15 protein-coding genes are annotated in these 16,953 nt (G+C 71.1%); 10 read left to right on the top strand and 5 right to left on the bottom strand.

The window, feature by feature from the left end; all coding sequences use genetic code 11:
- The first annotated feature begins 66 nt into the window (after positions 1-66).
- Positions 67-3,045, top strand: coding sequence for a BTAD domain-containing putative transcriptional regulator (locus FBZ33_RS29070; protein ID WP_141913001.1), 2,979 nt, complete (start codon positions 67-69; stop codon positions 3,043-3,045).
- A gap of 35 nt (positions 3,046-3,080) precedes the next feature.
- Positions 3,081-4,490: a class II fumarate hydratase gene (locus FBZ33_RS29065; RefSeq protein WP_185755435.1), complete on the top strand. Its 1,410-nt coding sequence runs from the start codon at positions 3,081-3,083 to the stop codon at positions 4,488-4,490.
- A 17-nt stretch (positions 4,491-4,507) separates the two neighbouring features.
- Here the strand turns inward: FBZ33_RS29065 and FBZ33_RS29060 are convergent, their stop codons facing one another.
- Positions 4,508-4,798, bottom strand: coding sequence for a hypothetical protein (locus FBZ33_RS29060; protein WP_141911518.1), 291 nt, complete (start codon positions 4,796-4,798; stop codon positions 4,508-4,510).
- A 288-nt stretch (positions 4,799-5,086) separates the two neighbouring features.
- Here FBZ33_RS29060 and FBZ33_RS29055 point away from each other — a divergent pair, with 288 nt between their 5' ends.
- From FBZ33_RS29055 to FBZ33_RS29045, 3 genes are all read left to right on the top strand, one after another.
- A complete protein-coding gene (locus FBZ33_RS29055; protein WP_141911517.1) occupies positions 5,087-5,899 on the top strand; it encodes a helix-turn-helix transcriptional regulator in 813 nt (270 codons plus the stop codon).
- Positions 5,890-6,072 (top strand): DUF397 domain-containing protein, encoded by a 183-nt coding sequence (locus FBZ33_RS29050; RefSeq protein ID WP_141911515.1) that lies wholly within the window; start codon positions 5,890-5,892, stop codon positions 6,070-6,072. Before FBZ33_RS29055 ends, FBZ33_RS29050 begins: the two co-directional genes overlap by 10 nt.
- Before the next feature lie 177 nt (positions 6,073-6,249).
- Positions 6,250-6,831, top strand: coding sequence for a GNAT family N-acetyltransferase (locus FBZ33_RS29045; RefSeq protein ID WP_141911514.1), 582 nt, complete (start codon positions 6,250-6,252; stop codon positions 6,829-6,831).
- Here the strand turns inward: FBZ33_RS29045 and FBZ33_RS29040 are convergent.
- Positions 6,798-7,343, bottom strand: coding sequence for a CGNR zinc finger domain-containing protein (locus FBZ33_RS29040; protein WP_141911512.1), 546 nt, complete (start codon positions 7,341-7,343; stop codon positions 6,798-6,800). The two genes, FBZ33_RS29045 and FBZ33_RS29040, sit on opposite strands and share 34 nt — an antisense overlap.
- Before the next feature lie 85 nt (positions 7,344-7,428).
- On the opposite strand from FBZ33_RS29040, the gene FBZ33_RS29035 reads away from it, so the two are divergent.
- The 3 genes from FBZ33_RS29035 (at position 7,429) to FBZ33_RS29025 (ending at position 11,047) form a co-directional block, all read left to right on the top strand.
- On the top strand, positions 7,429-8,394 hold the full coding sequence (locus FBZ33_RS29035) for a DMT family transporter (protein ID WP_141911510.1): 966 nt from the start codon (positions 7,429-7,431) through the stop codon (positions 8,392-8,394).
- A 72-nt stretch (positions 8,395-8,466) separates the two neighbouring features.
- Positions 8,467-9,258 carry an HAD family hydrolase gene (locus FBZ33_RS29030; RefSeq protein ID WP_141911509.1) on the top strand — a complete coding sequence of 264 codons (792 nt, stop codon included), beginning with the start codon at positions 8,467-8,469 and terminating at the stop codon, positions 9,256-9,258.
- 97 nt (positions 9,259-9,355) lie between these two features.
- Positions 9,356-11,047, top strand: a complete 1,692-nt coding sequence (locus FBZ33_RS29025) for a S8 family serine peptidase (protein WP_185755434.1) — start codon at positions 9,356-9,358, stop codon at positions 11,045-11,047.
- Between the two features lie 182 nt (positions 11,048-11,229).
- Here the strand turns inward: FBZ33_RS29025 and FBZ33_RS33545 are convergent, their stop codons facing one another.
- Together FBZ33_RS33545 and FBZ33_RS29015 are read right to left on the bottom strand one after the other, a co-directional pair.
- On the bottom strand, positions 11,230-11,844 hold the full coding sequence (locus tag FBZ33_RS33545; RefSeq protein ID WP_255509067.1) for an endonuclease domain-containing protein: 615 nt from the start codon (positions 11,842-11,844) through the stop codon (positions 11,230-11,232).
- A gap of 886 nt (positions 11,845-12,730) precedes the next feature.
- A complete protein-coding gene (locus FBZ33_RS29015; RefSeq protein ID WP_255509066.1) occupies positions 12,731-13,528 on the bottom strand; it encodes an IclR family transcriptional regulator in 798 nt (265 codons plus the stop codon).
- A gap of 63 nt (positions 13,529-13,591) precedes the next feature.
- Here FBZ33_RS29015 and cysS point away from each other — a divergent pair, with 63 nt between their 5' ends.
- The gene (gene cysS / locus FBZ33_RS29010) at positions 13,592-15,007 is read left to right on the top strand and encodes a cysteine--tRNA ligase (RefSeq protein ID WP_141911504.1); all 1,416 of its coding nucleotides are present in this window, start codon (positions 13,592-13,594) and stop codon (positions 15,005-15,007) included.
- Entirely contained in the window at positions 15,007-16,140 is a 1,134-nt protein-coding gene (gene rlmB / locus FBZ33_RS29005) for a 23S rRNA (guanosine(2251)-2'-O)-methyltransferase RlmB (protein WP_141911502.1), read from the top strand. The genes cysS and rlmB overlap by 1 nt, the downstream gene beginning before the upstream one ends.
- Before the next feature lie 48 nt (positions 16,141-16,188).
- Here the strand turns inward: rlmB and FBZ33_RS29000 are convergent, their stop codons facing one another.
- Positions 16,189-16,785, bottom strand: coding sequence for a hypothetical protein (locus tag FBZ33_RS29000; RefSeq protein ID WP_141911500.1), 597 nt, complete (start codon positions 16,783-16,785; stop codon positions 16,189-16,191).
- Between the last annotated feature and the right edge of the window lie 168 nt (positions 16,786-16,953).

The following is a 16,953-nucleotide window of genomic DNA, read 5'->3' as shown; positions in this document are numbered from 1 at the left end:
GGACTGCGTCAATGTGTGACGGCCGGGTTACGCTGCTGCAAGTTGCAGATCACAGCGGGGGAGCAGATGCGTTTCGGGATCCTGGGACCTCTGCGCGTCGGCGGTGGCGAGTCCACCGTCACCGCCGGCCGGGACCGGATCGTGCTCGCCATGCTGCTGCTGCGCTCCGGCCGGCTGGTGCCCGTCGAGGATCTGGTGGACGCGGTCTGGGAGGAGCGCCCTCCCGCAACCGCCCGGGCCCAGCTGCAGACCTGCGTGTCGCGGTTGCGGCGACGGTTCGCCGAGCTGGGGCTGGCACCGGAAATCATCGTCACCGACCCGGCCGGTTACGGCGTCCGTATCGCCCCGAGCGACCTGGACGCCGACACCTTCGCCCGTGGCGTCGATGAGGCCCGATCCGCCGTCGCGGCCGGTCGGTTCGCCGAGGCGGCTGAGCGGTTCCACGCGGCCCTGGCGCTCTGGCGCGGGTCGGCGCTCAGCGGCATTCCCAGCCGCAGCGTCCGCCGTCGCGCACAGACCCTCGACGAACAGCGCCTCACCGCGCTGGAGGAGCGCGTCGACGTCGAGCTGCGCCTCGGGCGGGCCGCCGAGCTGATCGAGGAGATCGCCGAAAGCGTCGACCAGCATCCGCTGCGGGAACGGCTGCGGGGCCAGCTGATGCTCGCCCTGTCCTCGGTCGGTCGGCAGGCCGACGCGCTCGCCGTCTATCGCGAGGGTCGGCGGTTCTACGCCGACGAGCTGGGCATCGAGCCGGGCGCCGAGCTGCAGGAGCTGCACCAACGGGTGCTCGCCGGTGACTTGGCCCTGGCCGGTCGGGATGCCCGACCGATCGCCCCGGTCCGCTCGCTGCCGCGGGCGATCGGCGACTTCACCGGCCGGCAGCACACCCTGGCCCGCCTGGTCAAGGAGGTGGAGGCCGGCGCGCGGATCCAGCTCATCGACGGCATGGCCGGCAGCGGCAAGACCACCGTCGCGGTGCACGTCGCGACCGTTCTCGCGGACGACTACCCGGACGCCCAGCTCTACATCGACCTGCACGGGCATAGTGAGCGCACCCCGTTGACGCCGGCCGCAGCGGTGGCCACTCTCCTGCGGCAGCTCGGTGTGCCCGACGAGCGGGTGCCGGCCAACCAGGACGACCGGTTGGCGCTCTGGCGCAGCGAGCTGGCCGGCCGGCGGGCGCTGCTGGTGCTGGACAACGCAGCCAGCGCTGACCAGGTGACACCGCTTCTGCCCAACGGCTCGCACTGTCTGGTCCTGATCACCAGCCGTCGCCGGCTGGTCGGGGTGGACGAGGGACGGCCGTCATCGCTTCCCGTCCTCGACACCGACGAGGGGGTCGAGCTGCTGGGACGGGTCGTCGGCGCGGAGCGGGTGGCGGCGGAGCCGGAGGCCGCCACCGAGGTGGTTCGACGCTGTGGCCACCTGCCTCTCGCCATCCGGCTGGCCGGTGCCCGACTGGCGCACCGACCCCGTTGGCGCATCGCCGACCTGGCCGAGCGGCTCAGCACCCGACCGGATCCGTTGGCCGAGTTTGAAGCCGGCGAACGGTCCGTCGGCCGCGCCTTCGCCCTGTCGTACGCCCAGGTGTCGCCGGTTGCGCAGCGGGCGTTCCGGCTGTTGGGTCTGCACCCGGGAGTACGGTTCGACAACTCGGTCGCCGCCGTCCTCGCCGAACTGTCCCTACCCGACACGCAGAACCTGCTGGACGAGTTGGTCGACGCGCACCTGGTGGAGGAGGCGGAGCCCGGCCGGTACCGGTTGCACGACCTGGTCCGGGAGTACGCGCGGACGCTGGTGGCCGAGCCGGGGCGGGCGGTCGAGCGGCGGGGCGGCATCGAGCGTCTGCTCGATCACCACCTGCACGTCGCCACGGCGATCGCCCGCGAGAGGGAACTCTCCGCGCTTCGCTCGCTGATCGTGGTGGGGGAGCCGCTCCGTCCTGAACTGGCCATGCTCGTCGCCGAGCAGGGTCGCGCCTGGCTCGACGAGAACCTGGCCGCGTGGACCGCCCTGGTCCGGTTGGCGGAGACCGAGGGGTTCCCCCGCTACTGCTGGCAGTTGGCGAGAGCCTGCTGGTACGCCCAGTTCGAGGGCGGTCGCCTGGATGAACTGATCGAGACACACACCATCGGCCTGCGCGCCGCCGAGGTGCTGGGTGACGACAGGGCGGTGGGGATGATGCTCAACTATCTCGCCTCGGCCCACTACCGGCTGGGTGATTTCCCCACCGCGATCCGGGTGATGGAGAGGTCACTCGACATCTTCCGCCACCTGGGTCTGCAGTACGAATACCGCAACACCCTGGGCAACCTGGGCACCGCGTACGCCGCCAACTTCCAGTTCCGCCGGGCTCGCGAGTCCTACGACGCCGCTCGGACGCTGGCGACGCGGATGCGCGACACGACGGCGCTGGCGAACGAACTCAACAATCTGACGATGACCCTGCTGCTCTGGGGACGGTACGACGAGGCGCTGCGCACCGCTCGGCGGCACCTGGGGATCGCTCGCGAGGTCGGCGACACGCGGCGGATCGGCAACGCCTTCGGGCACCTCGGGATGGTCCGACATCGGATGGGCGACGTGGCGCCGGCCGCACGGTTGTTGCGGGTGGCGCTGCGCTTCAAGCGCCAGAGGGGCGCCCGGTTCGGGGAGGGTGAGGTGCTCAACGAGATCGGGATGATGGAACGGGAGGCCGGCCGTCCGGAACAGGCCGCCGACCTGCACCGTGCGGCACTGGTCGCGATGACCGAGGCGGGGGATCGCATCGGCCAGTGCGGCTCGCGCAACCTGCTGGCACGAGCCATCCTGGATCAGGGGGACGTGACCAGTGCCCTCGACCTGCATCGGCGAGTGCTCGTCGACGCCACCGGGCTGGGCTCCCGGCACGAGCAGGGCCGGGCGCTGGAGGGCATCGCCCGCTGCCTGCTGGCGACCGACCCGGCGGCGGCGCGCGCGCACCTGACCCGGGCCCTGTCCCTGTTCCGCGAGATCGAGTCACCGGAGCAGCACGAGGTGGAGCGGCTGCTGGCCGAATTGGGCTGACGGATCATCTGCGAGTCGGCCACGGGCGCGGCAGGATGGTACGCGTGACGACTCCAGAGGCGACCGGTTACCGGATCGAACGCGACTCGATGGGCGAGGTGGAGGTGCCCGCCGAGGCGCTGTGGCGGGCACAGACCCAACGCGCGGTGCAGAATTTCCCGATCTCCGGCCGGGGCATCGAACCGGCCCAGATCAAGGCGCTCGCGCAGATCAAGGGCGCGGCGGCCCAGGTCAACGGCGAGTTGGGCGTGATCGACGCCAACGTGGCCGCTGCGATCGCCGCCGCCGCCGCGCACGTTGCCGACGGCGGCTACGACGACCAGTTCCCGGTGGACGTGTTCCAGACCGGCTCCGGCACGTCGTCGAACATGAACACCAACGAGGTGATCGCCACCCTGGCCAGCCGGGAGCTGGGGTCGCCCGTGCACCCGAACGACCACGTCAACGCCTCCCAGTCGAGCAACGACGTCTTCCCATCCTCGATCCACCTCGCTGCCACCCAGTTCATCGTCGAGGATCTGCTCCCGTCGCTGGCACACCTGGCGTCGGCGTTGGAGGCCAAGGCCGCCGAGTTCGAGACGGTGGTCAAGGCCGGGCGTACGCACCTGATGGACGCCACCCCGGTCACGCTCGGCCAGGAGTTCGGCGGGTACGCCGCGCAGGTCCGCTACGGCATCGAGCGGTTGGAGGGCTCGTTGCCCCGACTGGCCGAGCTGCCGTTGGGTGGCACCGCCGTCGGCACCGGGATCAACACCCCGCTCGGCTTCGCCGCCGCGGTGATCGACAAGCTGCGCGAGTCGACCGGGTTGCCGTTGTCCGAGGCGCGCAACCACTTCGAGGCGCAGGGCGCCCGGGACGCGCTGGTGGAGACCTCGGGGCAGCTGCGTACCGTGGCGGTCGGCCTCTACAAGATCGCCAATGACATCCGCTGGATGGGTTCCGGTCCCCGTGCCGGCCTCCGTGAGCTGCGCATCCCCGACCTCCAGCCCGGCTCGTCGATCATGCCGGGCAAGGTCAACCCGGTGGTGGCCGAGGCGATGCGGCAGGTCTGCGCACAGGTGATCGGCAACGACGCGACAGTCGGCTTCGCCGGTTCGCAGGGCGACTTCGAGCTGAACGTGATGCTCCCGGTGATGGGCCGCAACCTGCTGGAGTCGATCCGGCTGCTCTCCGCGGTGAGCCGGCTGTTCGCCGACCGGCTGGTGGTCGGCCTGGTCGCGGACGCCGAGGTCTGCCTGGCGTACGCCGAGGGTTCGCCGTCGATCGTCACCCCGCTCAACCGCTACCTCGGGTACGACGAGGCCGCGTCGATCGCCAAGGAGGCGTTGGCCAAGCAGACCTCCATCCGCGAGGTGGTGATCTCCCGGGGGCACGTCGACTCCGGCAAGCTCACCGAGACCCAGCTCGACGAGACGCTGGACCTGCTGCGGATGACCCACCCCTGACAACCGGCCTGCCCGGCTCAGCGGGTGTCGCGTGGTCTGGCCCAGTCGAGGAAGCGGGTGAAGAGCGCCGCGGGCTCCGGGCCGTCGTGTGGGTTGAGCCGGTACAGGTCGGCGGCCGCCTCGTGCAGGACCGCGCACAGGTAGACGCTCAACCCGACCCGGTCGTCGGCGTACTCCTGGCGGAGGGTGAGCCGCTCGACTGGGCAGGGCCAGGGTGCGGCGCAGACCCGGCACAGCCAGAGCGGGCGCAACGGCAGGTGTGGCCGACAGGGCGTCGTGGCGCGGTTGTCCGGGGCGGTCCGGGACATGCTGCTGCCTTCCTTTGGAGCTGAATCGTTTGTGGCATCGGCCCCGTTCGCCCCTCGCTCATCCCTTTTCCACCGGAGGTGGGACCGCCCGGCCGGGGGAGCGGGCGGTCCCGTGCGGCGCCGACAGACCCGGGGGACGGGGAGCGGCGCCGCACTTCACAGTCTGGTGATCAGGCGACTACGGTCGGAAGGGTTTGGCCGCGTCGTCACAGTCGCCCTGTTTCGGGTGGCGCCGCCGCTGGCGGCCGACTGGAGTTGATCGTCAGTGGGGTGGAGGGGCGGCACGGCATGGCCGATGGACAGATGACGGCGGCGGCGTTCCTGGTCGCGGAGCTGCGCCGGGCCCGGGCTCGGCGGGGCTGGAGTCAGGACGAGCTGGCCAAGGCGGTCAACTACTCGGAGTCGATGGTCAGCGCGGTCGAGCTGGGCCAGCAACCACCCACCGCCAAATACCTGGAACTCGTCGACCGCGCCCTGGACACCGGCGGACTGTTCGGCCGCATGTCCACCGAGCTGGTCAGCCTGGACCGGGCGCAGCCCTGGCTACGCGGCTGGCAGGCAATCTTCGAGCAGGCGCGAACGGTCCGGTGGTACGAGCCTCGCTACGTGCCGGGGCTCTTCCAGACGGAGGATTACGCCCGTGCGGTCTTCGAGGCCGGCGGCCTGCTCGCTCCCGAGGAGGTCGAGCGGCGGCTAACCGACCGGATGAATCGCCAGGACGTGCTGCACAGCGAACGGGCGCCGCAGATCGTGGCGGTGCTGGACGAGGCGGTGTTGCGGCGACGGGTGGGCGGGCGGAAGGTGATGCGCGAACAGACGCTGCACCTGGCCAGCATCGCCACCGGGCATCCGCGGGTCCGGCTGCACGTCGTGCCGCGATCCGCCGAGGAATATCCGGGGCTAGGCGGGCAGTTTGCGCTTGCCGCCCTGCCCGACGGCACGGAGCTGGCCTATATGGAGTGCCAGGTTCGCGGCCAGGAGCTTGACCAGCCGCGGGATCTGTTGCGGTTGCAGCGGGTCTGGGAGGCTACCTTGGGCGAAGCCCTTCCCCCGCAGGCGTCCATCGAATTGATCAGCGAGGTGGCCGAGTCGTGGAGCTGACTGACGCTCGATGGCGCAAGAGCAGCCGCAGCAACCAAGACAACAACTGCGTCGAGGTGGCGACGAATCTGGGGGACGTGGTCGGAGTGCGAGACAGCAAGGACTTGGACGGGCCCGTGCTGGTTGTCGACGCGTACTCCTGGCGGCTCTTCGTGGTCGCGCCCCCGCGCTGACGCGGCCGCCTCGCCCGCGACGGTGGTCGCGGGGTTGGTTGCCCGCAACATCGGGGAAGTTGCTGCCTCGTCGCGGCCTGACGCAGCAACTTCCCCCGATGTTGCGCGGATCTTGCCTGCGGACCGGCGCGGGTAAAACGGCTCGACGGTGAGGTGGGGCGGCGGGATGATCCCGTCATGAGTGACCTGCCCTGCACCGAGCGGCTGCGGTTTCGGCGGTTGACCATGGCTGACGTGGACGCGCTGGTCGACCTGGACAGCGACCCCGAGGTGATGCGGTTCCTCAGCGGTGGTGTGGCCACGCCGCTGGCTACGGTCCGCGACGAGCAGTTGCCGAGGCTGCTGGCCCAGTACGAGCGGCATCCCGGGTTGGGCCGTTGGGCGGCGCTCGACCGGGGAACCGGCGACTTCCTGGGTTGGTTCGCGCTTGACCCGTCGGCGGACGGCACCGAGGCCGAGCTGGGCTACCGGCTGCGGCGCTCGACGTGGGGGCTCGGGCTGGCCACGGAGGGGTCGCGGGCCTTGGTCCGGCACGCCTTCGACACCGTAGGTGTGCGTCGCGTCTGGGCCGAGACGATGACGGTCAACGAGCGGTCCCGGCGGGTGATGGCGAAGGCGGGGTTGCGCTACCTACGGACCTTCCACCTTCAGTGGGACCACCCGATTCCGGGCACCGAGCACGGCGAGGTGGAGTACGAGTTGCGGGCCGAGGAGTGGGCCGCCGCTCAGGAGCGACCCGCCGCCCGCCGGGCGCGGTAGGCGGTCACCGCGGCGCGGTTCCCGCAACCGGCCTCGCAGAACCGCCGCGACCGGTTGCGGGACAGGTCGACGACCACGCTGTCGCAGTCCGGGTACTCGCAGATCCGCAGCCGGCGCAGCTCGCCAGCGCGAACCAGGTCGGCCATCGCCATCGCCGCCTCCACCGCGATCCGGGTGGCCAGAGGCGCGTCCCGGGGTACGGCGTGCAGGTGGTACGGCTCGTCGTCGTGCTCGATGAGCTGGGGCAGCGCCTTGTGTTCCAGCAGCAGGCCGTTGACCAGCGCGACGATCTCGGGTGGCTCCGCGTACCAGATGCGGCGTAGCTGGGGCCGCAACTCCCGGACGGCGCGCAACTCGGCGTCGGTGTGCTCGTGTCGCCCGCTGTAGGAGTAGCGGACGAAGAACGCGTCCAACGCGGCGACGTCGGGCAGCTGCTCGCCGTCCCGACCCGTCGTGTTGACCAGCGCGGCGGCGGCGATCAGGGAACATTCAGTGTCATGAGCAAATAGCATCTTGACTCCTGTCATGGCTTCCGCCTAACGTCACGGGCACAAGGATAGTTTGCTCATGACACGGTGCCGTCCCGAGGAGCGCGACATGCACTCACGACCTGCTGCCGGCGCCGCGTTGGCGTTGCTCTCCGCAGTCACCTTCGCCACTTCCGGCACCTTCGCGCGCTCACTCATCGACGCCGGCTGGTCGGCCGGGTCCGCAGTGATCGCCCGGGTCGGCATCGCCGCCCTGGTGCTGGCGATCCCCGCCCTGCTGTCGCTGCGGGGCAGGTGGGCCGTGCTGCGGAGCAACGCCACGGCCATCGGGCTGTTCGGCCTCCTCGGGGTGGCGCTGGCCCAGGTCTGCTTCTTCAATGCCGTGCGCTACCTGCCGGTCGGTGTCGCGTTGCTGCTGGAATACCTCGGCATCATCCTCGTCGTCGGCTGGATGTGGGTGCGGCACGGGCAGCGACCCCGCCGGCTCACCGTGGCCGGATCGGTAGCCGCCCTCGCCGGGCTGGCGTTCGTGCTCGACCTCGCCGGCACCGCCGACTTCCACCCGGTCGGTGTGCTCTGGGGACTGGGTGCGGCAATCGGCCTGGCCGGGTACTTCGTGCTCGCCGGGCGGGTCGACCCACGGCTGCCCTCGGTCGCCCTGGCCAGCGGCGGGATGGCCGTCGGCGCCGCTGTCCTGCTCCTCGTCGGGCTGACGGGTCTGCTGCCGCTGCACGCCACCTTCGGTGAGGTCACCTTCGCCGGGCAGCCCACCAGTTGGCTGCTGCCCATCGCCGGGCTCTCGCTGGTGGCCGCCGTCATCGCATACCTCGCCGGTATCGCCGGCACTCGGATCCTCGGCCCCCGCCTGTCGTCGTTCGTCGGGCTGACCGAGGTGCTCTTCGCGGTGCTGATCGCCTGGCTGTTCCTGAACGAGCTGCCCACCGGGTGGCAGCTCTTCGGCGGCGCGATGATCATTGCCGGGGTCGCGCTGGTACGCCTCGACGAACTGCGCGGGACACCGGCGGCGTCCGCGCCGGTGTCGACCGAGCCGGAGCTGGTGCTCGCCCGTCGGTGAGCGTGTTCGGTGCTTGGTGACTGTGCTGGTGCTCGGCGGCCGCGGTCGGTGGTCGGTGAGACAGTGGGTGGCGTGCTGACCACTGTGGTGTTCGATGCTGACGAAACCCTGCTGGATCTGCGGCCGGCGGTGACGGGCGGGCTGGTGGCCGTCCTCGACGAGATGCGGCGGCTCATCCCGGGGGCGGCCGAGGTGACGCTCGCTGAACTGGAGTCGGACTGGGGCGCGGTCTTCGGCGAGATGAAGGCCGCGCCGGTGGTGGAGATCCGCCGGGCCGCGCTGGCCCGGTCGCTGGCCCGCGCCGGACTGGACGACCACCTGGACGAGGTCGCGACCCTCTTCTTCGCGCGCCGGTTCGCCCTCACCCGACCGTTCCCGGACGTGCCACCGGCGCTGGCCACGCTGCGCGACCGGTACACCCTGGGCTTCGCCACCAACGGCAACAGCCGCACCGAACGGTGCGGGCTCGCCGGTGAGTTCGCCTTCGAGGTGTACGCGCACGTGAACGGCCTGCCCAAGAAGCCTGCGCCGGAGTTCTTCGCAGCGGTGGTGGCGGCGGCCGGGGTGCCGGCCGAGCAGATCGTGTACGTCGGAGACTCGTGGGAACACGACGTTGTGGCACCCCAGCGGGCCGGCCTGCGGTCGGTGTGGTTGAACCGGCAAGGGCTGCCCCGCCCCGCCGGGTGCACGCCCGACGCCGAAGTGTCCAGCATGGCCGAACTGCCGATCGCGCTCGCTCATCTGCATGCCGGTGCCGCTGTGGGTGGCATTGGTGTGGGCGCTGGTCCGGGCGGTGTTGGGGTGGGCAGCGCTGGTGTGGGCGGCGTTGGTGTGGGCGGCGTTGACGTCGAACTGGGTGGATGAAGGAGAGATTCACCGCCATAACGGGCGTTCACCTGGCGCAAACCCGAAGGTTGTTGTGTGATGGCTGCCACGTCCCTCAACGAGAGGATCTGATGTGGTGAGCAAGCGCTTCACCGTCGGCACTGTCGCAACCGCGGCAGTGCTGGCACTTACGGCTTCGGGGCTGGGTGTACCGGCCAGCGCCGCGCCAAGCGACTCCCGCACCTTCACCGTCGTCGCCGAGGACGGCGTCGCCGCCGACACGGCGGTCGCCGCGATCCGGGCAGCCGGCGGCACGGTGGTGTCGCGGTCCGACGAGGTCGGCATGTTCCAGGTCACCAGTGACCGGGCCGACTTCGCGGCCAGGGCGAACGCCGCCCCGACGCTGCTCGGTGCCGCCGAGCAGAAGGCCATCGGCCGCAAGCCGAAGCTGGACCGCGTCGAGCAGGAGCACCTGACGGCCGCTGCCGCCAACGGTGCCGCTCGTGCCGCAGCCAAAAAGGGCACCAAGCTCGACCCGCTCGACGACAAGCTCTGGGGCTTGGAGATGATTCGGGCCGACAAGGCCCGCAAGATCGAGCCCGGCGACCGTCGCGTGACCGTCGGCGTACTGGACACGGGCGTCGATGCCAGCAACCCGGACATCGCGCCGAACTTCAACTGGTCGCTGTCGCGCAACTTCGCGCCCGACCTGACCGACGTGGACGGCCCCTGTGAGGTGCCGAGCTGCCTCGACCCGGTCGGCACCGACGACGGCGGGCACGGCACCCACGTGGCCGGCACCATCGGCGCAGCGGCCAACGGCTTCGGCCTCTCCGGCGTTGCCCCGAACGTCTCGCTGGTCGAACTCAAGGGTGGACAGGACTCCGGCTACTTCTTCCTCGACCCGGTCGTCAACGCCCTGGTCTACGCCGGCCGGTCCGGGATCGACGTGGTCAACATGTCGTTCTACGTCGACCCATGGCTCTACAACTGCACCGCCAACCCTGCCGACTCGCCCGAGGACCAGGCCGAACAGCGGGCCATCATCAAGGCGATGAAGCGGGCGTTGATCTTCGCTCACAACAAGGGCGTCACCCTCGTCGGTGCGCTCGGCAACAACAACGAGGACCTGGGCGCACCCCGGACCGACGTCACGAGCCCGGACTACGGCGCCGACCCGTACCCCCGGCCGATCGACAACAACAGCTGCTGGGACATGCCCGCCGAAGGCCCACACGTGATCGGTGTGTCGTCGGTCGGCCCGTCCGGCAAGAAGTCGGACTTCTCCAACTACGGCACCGAGCAGACCTCGGTCGCCGCCCCGGGCGGTTGGTTCCGGGACGGTTTCGGGACCGACACGTTCCGGACCGACGCCAACATGATCCTCTCCTCGTACCCGAAGCACGTGCTTCAGGAGGAGGGTTCGGTCGACGCCGACGGCAACATCGTCGCCGGGTTCGAGGAGTCGGTCTTCAAGCAGTGCAAGGCCAACGGTGAGTGTGGCTACTACACCTACCTGCAGGGCACCTCGATGGCGTCCCCGCACGCCGCCGGCGTCGCCGCGCTGATCGTCAGCCGGTACGGCAAGCCGGAGCGCCGGGGCGGTTTCGGGATGTCGCCGGACCTGGTCGAGCAGCACCTGTACCGGACGGCAGCCGAGCACGCCTGCCCGGAGCCGCGCCTCCAGCAGTACCGCAACGAGGGCCGGGACGAGACCTACGACGCCTACTGCGCCGGTGGAGTCAACTTCAACGGCTTCTACGGCTACGGGATCGTTGACGCCTACGCGGCGGTGAAGACCCCGCTCAAGCCGAACGCCCGCCCGTAAAGCACCACCTCGGGGCCCGGTCGACAATCGTCGACCGGGCCCTGTCGGTGTGCGCGGCCAGGTCGGTGTGCGCGGCTTCGTTCCTCGCCTTGATCGACTCGGGTTTCTTGAAGGCGGGGTGTCGGGGGCCGGTGGATGCCACGGTTTCCAGGAACCCGAGTCGATCGTGGGCAGGTTGGGGATCACCGTCGCCATCCGCGGCTCACCAGGGCGTCGCGCACCTCTCTGAGCACCGCCGGAAACTCGGTGTGCAGCCGCCGACTCGTCACATGCAGGACCAGCCAACCCGCGCCGACCAGCAGGTTGAGCTGACGACGGTCCCGGTGTAGCTGATCTGCGTCGGAGTGCCACTTGCCGTCGTACTCGACCGCGACCCGATACTCCGGCCACGCCAGGTCGGGGTGCAGGACGACGCCGCTGACCAGGCGTACCGGATGTTGAACGACCGGCCGTGGCAGCCCACCGAGCACCAGCCGTACGCGCAGGTGTGACTCCGGCGGTGACTGGGCTCCGCCGTCAGCCAGGTCGAAGACCCATCGTGCCCGCCGCCCACCAGGCCGCTCGGCGTTGCGGGCAGCCAGTGCGGCCAACGTGTCGCGATCGGTCAGCCCCTGCCCAAGCAGCGAGTCGACGACGGCGACTGCCGGGATCGGGTCGAGCCACACCGCCGTTTCCCAGGCGGCCCGCCCCGGGTCGGAGCGGGGGATCGGGCCGCTCGGGTCCCAGTTGGGCTGGGACGTGACACCCGCTCCACCCAGTCTGGCGACCGCGACGCTGCCCAGTCTGGTGATCGCCATGCTGCCCGTCCTCGCCGTCACCGCTTCCGGTCGGGCAAGCTGCCGAGCTGGGCGTGATGGTGCTCCCATGGTCGGCGGGCGCCCTGCTCCCGTGGGGAGCCCGGCTCGCGATGGGCGCGCTATGTCATGTGATCGTTCTGCGTCCGGCGACCGTTCTGCTTCCAGTGGATGCGCCGCCGCTGGTGGAGGCCCCGCGCTTGGTGGACGCCCTGAGCCTGGTGGGCGGCGCGAGGCCGGTGACGGCGCGGCCATAGTCGGCATCTCGTCGTCGAGGAGCGGGGTGATGGCGTTGACGTGCACGCGAAGGCCGCGCTGTGGGCCGATCCGCATCGGCCGGGGCACGAGGACGTGCACGTCGTCGGTGAAGGCGGCGGCGTGTTCGACACCGTGCAGGTAGGCGGCTGACGGGCCTCCGATCACCACCCCGGGCGGGAGTCGGAGGAGTGCGGCGCGACAGGCCAGGGTGTGGTCCCGGTCGAGCCGTGCGTCGGCGTAGATGTCGTGGCGCAGCCGCAGCCAGGCGGCACTGCGCAGCTGATGTTCGGTGAGCAGGCCATCCCGGACAGCATCGGAGCCGCGGAAGACCCACCACGTCAGGGCGTCGGGGCGGTGCGGACGTGGTGGCATGCCGAGCAGCCTGCCGACCATCCTTGGACCGCCGAAACCCCTGTGGACAAGCTGCCCCGGGCGGCCGTCCGACCCTGTGGACAACCGAAAATCCGTGCGGCGATCGTGGTATGACGCGATCGTGCTGCTGTGATCCACTCGCGTTCATGAAAGTCGGGGTGTCGTCGGCAACGGGATACCGCGAGTTTCAGGAACTCGAGTTGATCAAGCGGGGCGCGAGCCCGCCGCAATTGGTCGGAACAGGCGGGTGGCTCGTTTGTCAGCGGAGGGCGTTGGTGATGGCCGTCGCTGCGGCCAGCACCTGGGGACCGATCGTGTCGACGTCCAGCGGGGCGAGCGCGACCACGCCGACGCTGGCCTCCAGACCGGGTACGCCGAGCACCGGCGCAGCCACCCCGTACGCCCCGGCCTGCAATTCCCCGCTGCTGCTCACCGGCGCCGCATCCCCGGCTCGACCGGCCAGGATGGCCCGGCCCGCCGCCCCTCGGTCCAGCGGATGCCGTGCTCCGGCGCGGTACGCGACGTGGAACGACGTCCAGCTCGGCTCGACCACCGCCAGGGCCACGCCCTCGCCACCCTCGACGACGGTCAGATGCGCGGTCGCTCCGGCCTGCTCGGCGAGGCGGCGCAGCGCGGGTAGCGCACCCTCGGCGAGCAGTGGCTGGGCCCGTCGGGCCAGGTGCAGCAACCCGGCCCCGAGGCGCAGCCTGCCGTCGCCGTCGCGGCGCAGCATGCCGTGCCCGATCAGCGGGCTGACCAGCCGGTAGACGGCCGCCCGACCGATGTTGAGCTGGTTGGCGGCCTCGGTGACGGTCAGGCCGCCCGAGGCGTCGGCGACCAGGTGCAGCAGCCGCAGACCTCGGTCGAGGGTCTGCGACGTCTCAACGGCCCGTCCCGCAACAGCGGCAGCCCGCCCGACAACCTCATCGACCTGTCCGGCCGCACCAGCCTGTCCGGCCGCATTGACATGCCCCGCCGCGCCCGCCTGCGCAGGAACGGCGTCAGCGGGGCCGCTGGGGTTGGCCGGAGTCTCACCCGAGCGTGCGGTCGCATCCACGCCTGGCAGCGTACGACCCGGCACCGCCGGACCCGGACAGGCACGGACAGCTACCCTTGTGCGGTGACGCTACGCCTGTATGACACCGCCACCCGATCGGTGCGGGACTTCGTCCCGCGGGAAGCCGGCAAGGTGGGGGTCTACCTGTGTGGTCTCACTCTTCAGGCCCCGCCGCACATCGGTCACCTTCGCTCTGGCGTCAACTATGACGTGCTGCGCCGTTGGCTGCTGGCCGCCGGCTACGAGGTCACCTTCATCCGCAACCTGACCGACATCGACGACAAGCTTCTGGTGAAGGCGGGCGAGCAGGGTCGGCCGTTCTGGTCGATCGCGTACGTCAACGAGTTGCTTCTCGCCGAGTCGTACCGGGCGTTGAACGTGCTGCCCCCCACCTACGAGCCGCGCGCCACCGGGCACATCCCGGAGATGCACGAGCTGATCACGAAGTTGATCGCCGACGGGCACGCGTACCCGGCGACTGACGGTTCCGGCGACGTCTACTTCGATGTGGCGTCCTGGCCTGCGTACGGGTCGCTGTCGGGTCAGTCCCCGGACGCGATGCAGTCGGCCGGGGACGCCCCGGACCGGGGCAAGCGGGACCCGCGCGACTTCGCGCTCTGGAAGGGTGCCAAACCGGACGAGCCGGCGGACGCCTACTGGCCGTCGCCGTGGGGGCTCGGTCGTCCGGGCTGGCACATCGAGTGCTCGGCGATGTGCTGGCGGTATCTGGGCCCGGAGTTCGACATCCACGGCGGTGGGCTGGACCTGACGTTCCCGCACCACGAGAACGAGATCGCCCAGTCCAAGGCCGCCGGGCTGCCGTTCGCGCGCTACTGGGTGCACCACGGGTTGCTCAGCATCGGTGGGGCCAAGATGGGCAAGTCCGCCGGCAACGCGCTCGACCTGGCGTACGTGGACTCGCTCGGGGTGCGGCCGGTCGAGCTGCGTTACTACTACGCCGCCGCGCACTACCGCTCGGTGATCGACTACTCGGAGGATTCGCTGCGCGACGCGGCCACCGCGTACCGCCGGATCGAGGGGTTCGTGCAGCGGGCGGCCGAGCGGATCGGCGCCGGGCAGCCCGGTGAGCTGCCGGCCGGCTTCGTCGCGGCGATGAACGACGACCTCAATACCTCCGCCGCGCTGGCCGTGCTGCAACAGCACCTCCGGGACGGCAACACCGCGCTGAGCGCCGGTGACGATGTGACCGTCCGCACCACCCTGGCCGTGGTACGGGCAATGCTGGATATCCTCGGGATCGACCCCCTCAACCCGGCGTGGACCGGTGGCAGCCGATCGAATGATCTGCGTGCCGTGGTGGACTCCCTGATCGCGCTGGCCCTGGAGCAGCGCGCGCAGGCCCGGGGCCGCAAGGACTGGGCTGCCGCCGACGCGGTGCGTGACCAGCTCAAGCTGGCCGGCGTGGTGGTCGAGGACACCCCCCAGGGCCCCCGTTGGACTATTGGAGAGCAGGACTGATGGCCGGCAACTCGCAGCGCCGTGGCCGGCGACTGACGTCAAAGGCAAGCGCCCCCAAGGGCACCGGCGGCAAGAACAAGGACTCCCTGGCCGGGCGGGGTCGCACCCTGCCCGCGGACGAGCGTCCCTGGCACAAGGGCTACTCGGGCACCGAGAAGCTGCCCCAGCGCACCGCCTGGAAGCAGGACAAGGAGCGCCGCGCGGCGGCCGAGGAGGGGCGCGCCCCGAAGATCGGTCAGCCGGGCAGCAAGGACACCACCTGGGGCAGGGGCGGCGGTCGGGGCGTACCGGTCGGCCGGGGCGCCGGCGGCGGCGGTCGGGGCGGCAAGCCCACCGGCCGGTCCGGCCCGCGGGTCGCGCCGGGGCGCAAGTCCAACCCGTCCAAGGACTCCCCGGAGTTGCTGGTCGGGCGCAACCCGGTGCTGGAGGCGCTGCGCGCCAACGTGCCGGCGACGGCGCTCTACACCGCCCAGGGCATCGACATGGACGACCGGATCAACGAGATCATCCGGACCGCCGCCGACCGGGGCATCGCCAACCTGGAGATCAGCCGGGCCGAGCTGGACCGGATGACCGGCGGGGTGCTGCACCAGGGCGTCGGGTTGCAGGTGCCGCCCTTCGCGTACCAGCCCTTCGAGGACATGGTCGCCGCCGCCCTGGAGCAGCAGGCCCCCCTGCTGGTCGCGCTGGACGGTGTCACCGACCCGCGCAACCTGGGTGCCGTGATCCGTTCGGCTGCGGCGTTCGGCGCGCAGGGTGTCTTCGTACCCGAGCGACGTGCCGCCGGAATCACCGCGACCGCCTGGCGGACCAGCGCCGGCGCGGCCGCGCGGGTGCCAGTGGCGCAGGTGACCAACCTGACCCGGTCGCTGAAGGCGTGCCGGGACGCCGGCTTCATGGTGGTCGGCCTGGACGCTGACGGTGACACCGACCTGTACGACCTGGAGGCCGCTGTCGGTCCGCTGGTGGTGGTCGTCGGTTCCGAGGGGCGCGGGCTGTCCCGCCTGGTCGGGGAGACCTGCGACCTGACCGTCAGCATTCCGATGATCTCCGAGGTGGAGTCGCTCAACGCCAGCGTGGCCGCCGCGGTCACCCTGGCCGAGGTCGCCCGCCGACGCTCCGCCGAGCTGTAACCACGTCGACGAGGCCCCCTTCCGCCAGCGCGGGAGGGGGCTTCGCCGTCAGATCTGACGGGTCCACGCGACGAAGAGCAGCGCCCCGGCAAGCGCCATCAGCAGCGCGGCCGGGATCAGCCAGCGAGGACCCCGCTCCCCGTCCAGGCGTCGGGTGAGCCGCTGGTGCACGGCGGCGATGCCGATCAGAGCGGCCAGCCCAGCAGCCGTGATCGGCAGGCCGACGAGGAAGTGCGCCACCCACGCGCCGGCCCGGGTCGGACCACCCCAGGAATCGTCGTACGGCCCCCGGTCCACCAGGCCGTACAGCGCGCCGCGCAGCACCATCAGCAGTTGGACGCCGAGCGGCAGCAGAGCCACGGCACCGAGGAGCAGGCTGAGCAGCGCGTGGCCGAGCACCGCGACTGTGCCGGGCCGCCGGCCGGGCACGGTCGTCGGTGGCATCCCGAGCAGCCCGGTACGCAGGGCACGCCAGCGTGCGACGGCGGCGCCGGCCCCGCCCAGCGGGGCGGTCACCAGCGCGAGTACGGCGACCGGGACCAGCGTCGCGCAGTAGGCGAGGCTGCGGCCCGCCAGGCGAACCACCTGGTACGGCCGGGCACGCGCGGTCGGGTGAGCAGTGGACTGGGCGGGAACGGTGCGCACGGCGTCTCCTCGGGCTCGGGTCGCCGTGACGGTACGAGCAAGAGCCGCCGTGCCGAGTCACCCCACAGAGCCACCTCCGCGCTGGCTCCGCAGGGTGAAGAGCCCTTGCCGGTACGACGAAAGGGGCGGCCCGCCGAAGCGGACCGCCCCCGTCGGTGAGGCGTTACG

Origin of the sequence: Micromonospora sp. A202 (assembly GCF_006715105.1) — a bacterium.
Taxonomy (GTDB): domain Bacteria; phylum Actinomycetota; class Actinomycetes; order Mycobacteriales; family Micromonosporaceae; genus Micromonospora; species Micromonospora zamorensis.
This window is presented reverse-complemented; position numbering and strand designations above follow the sequence as displayed.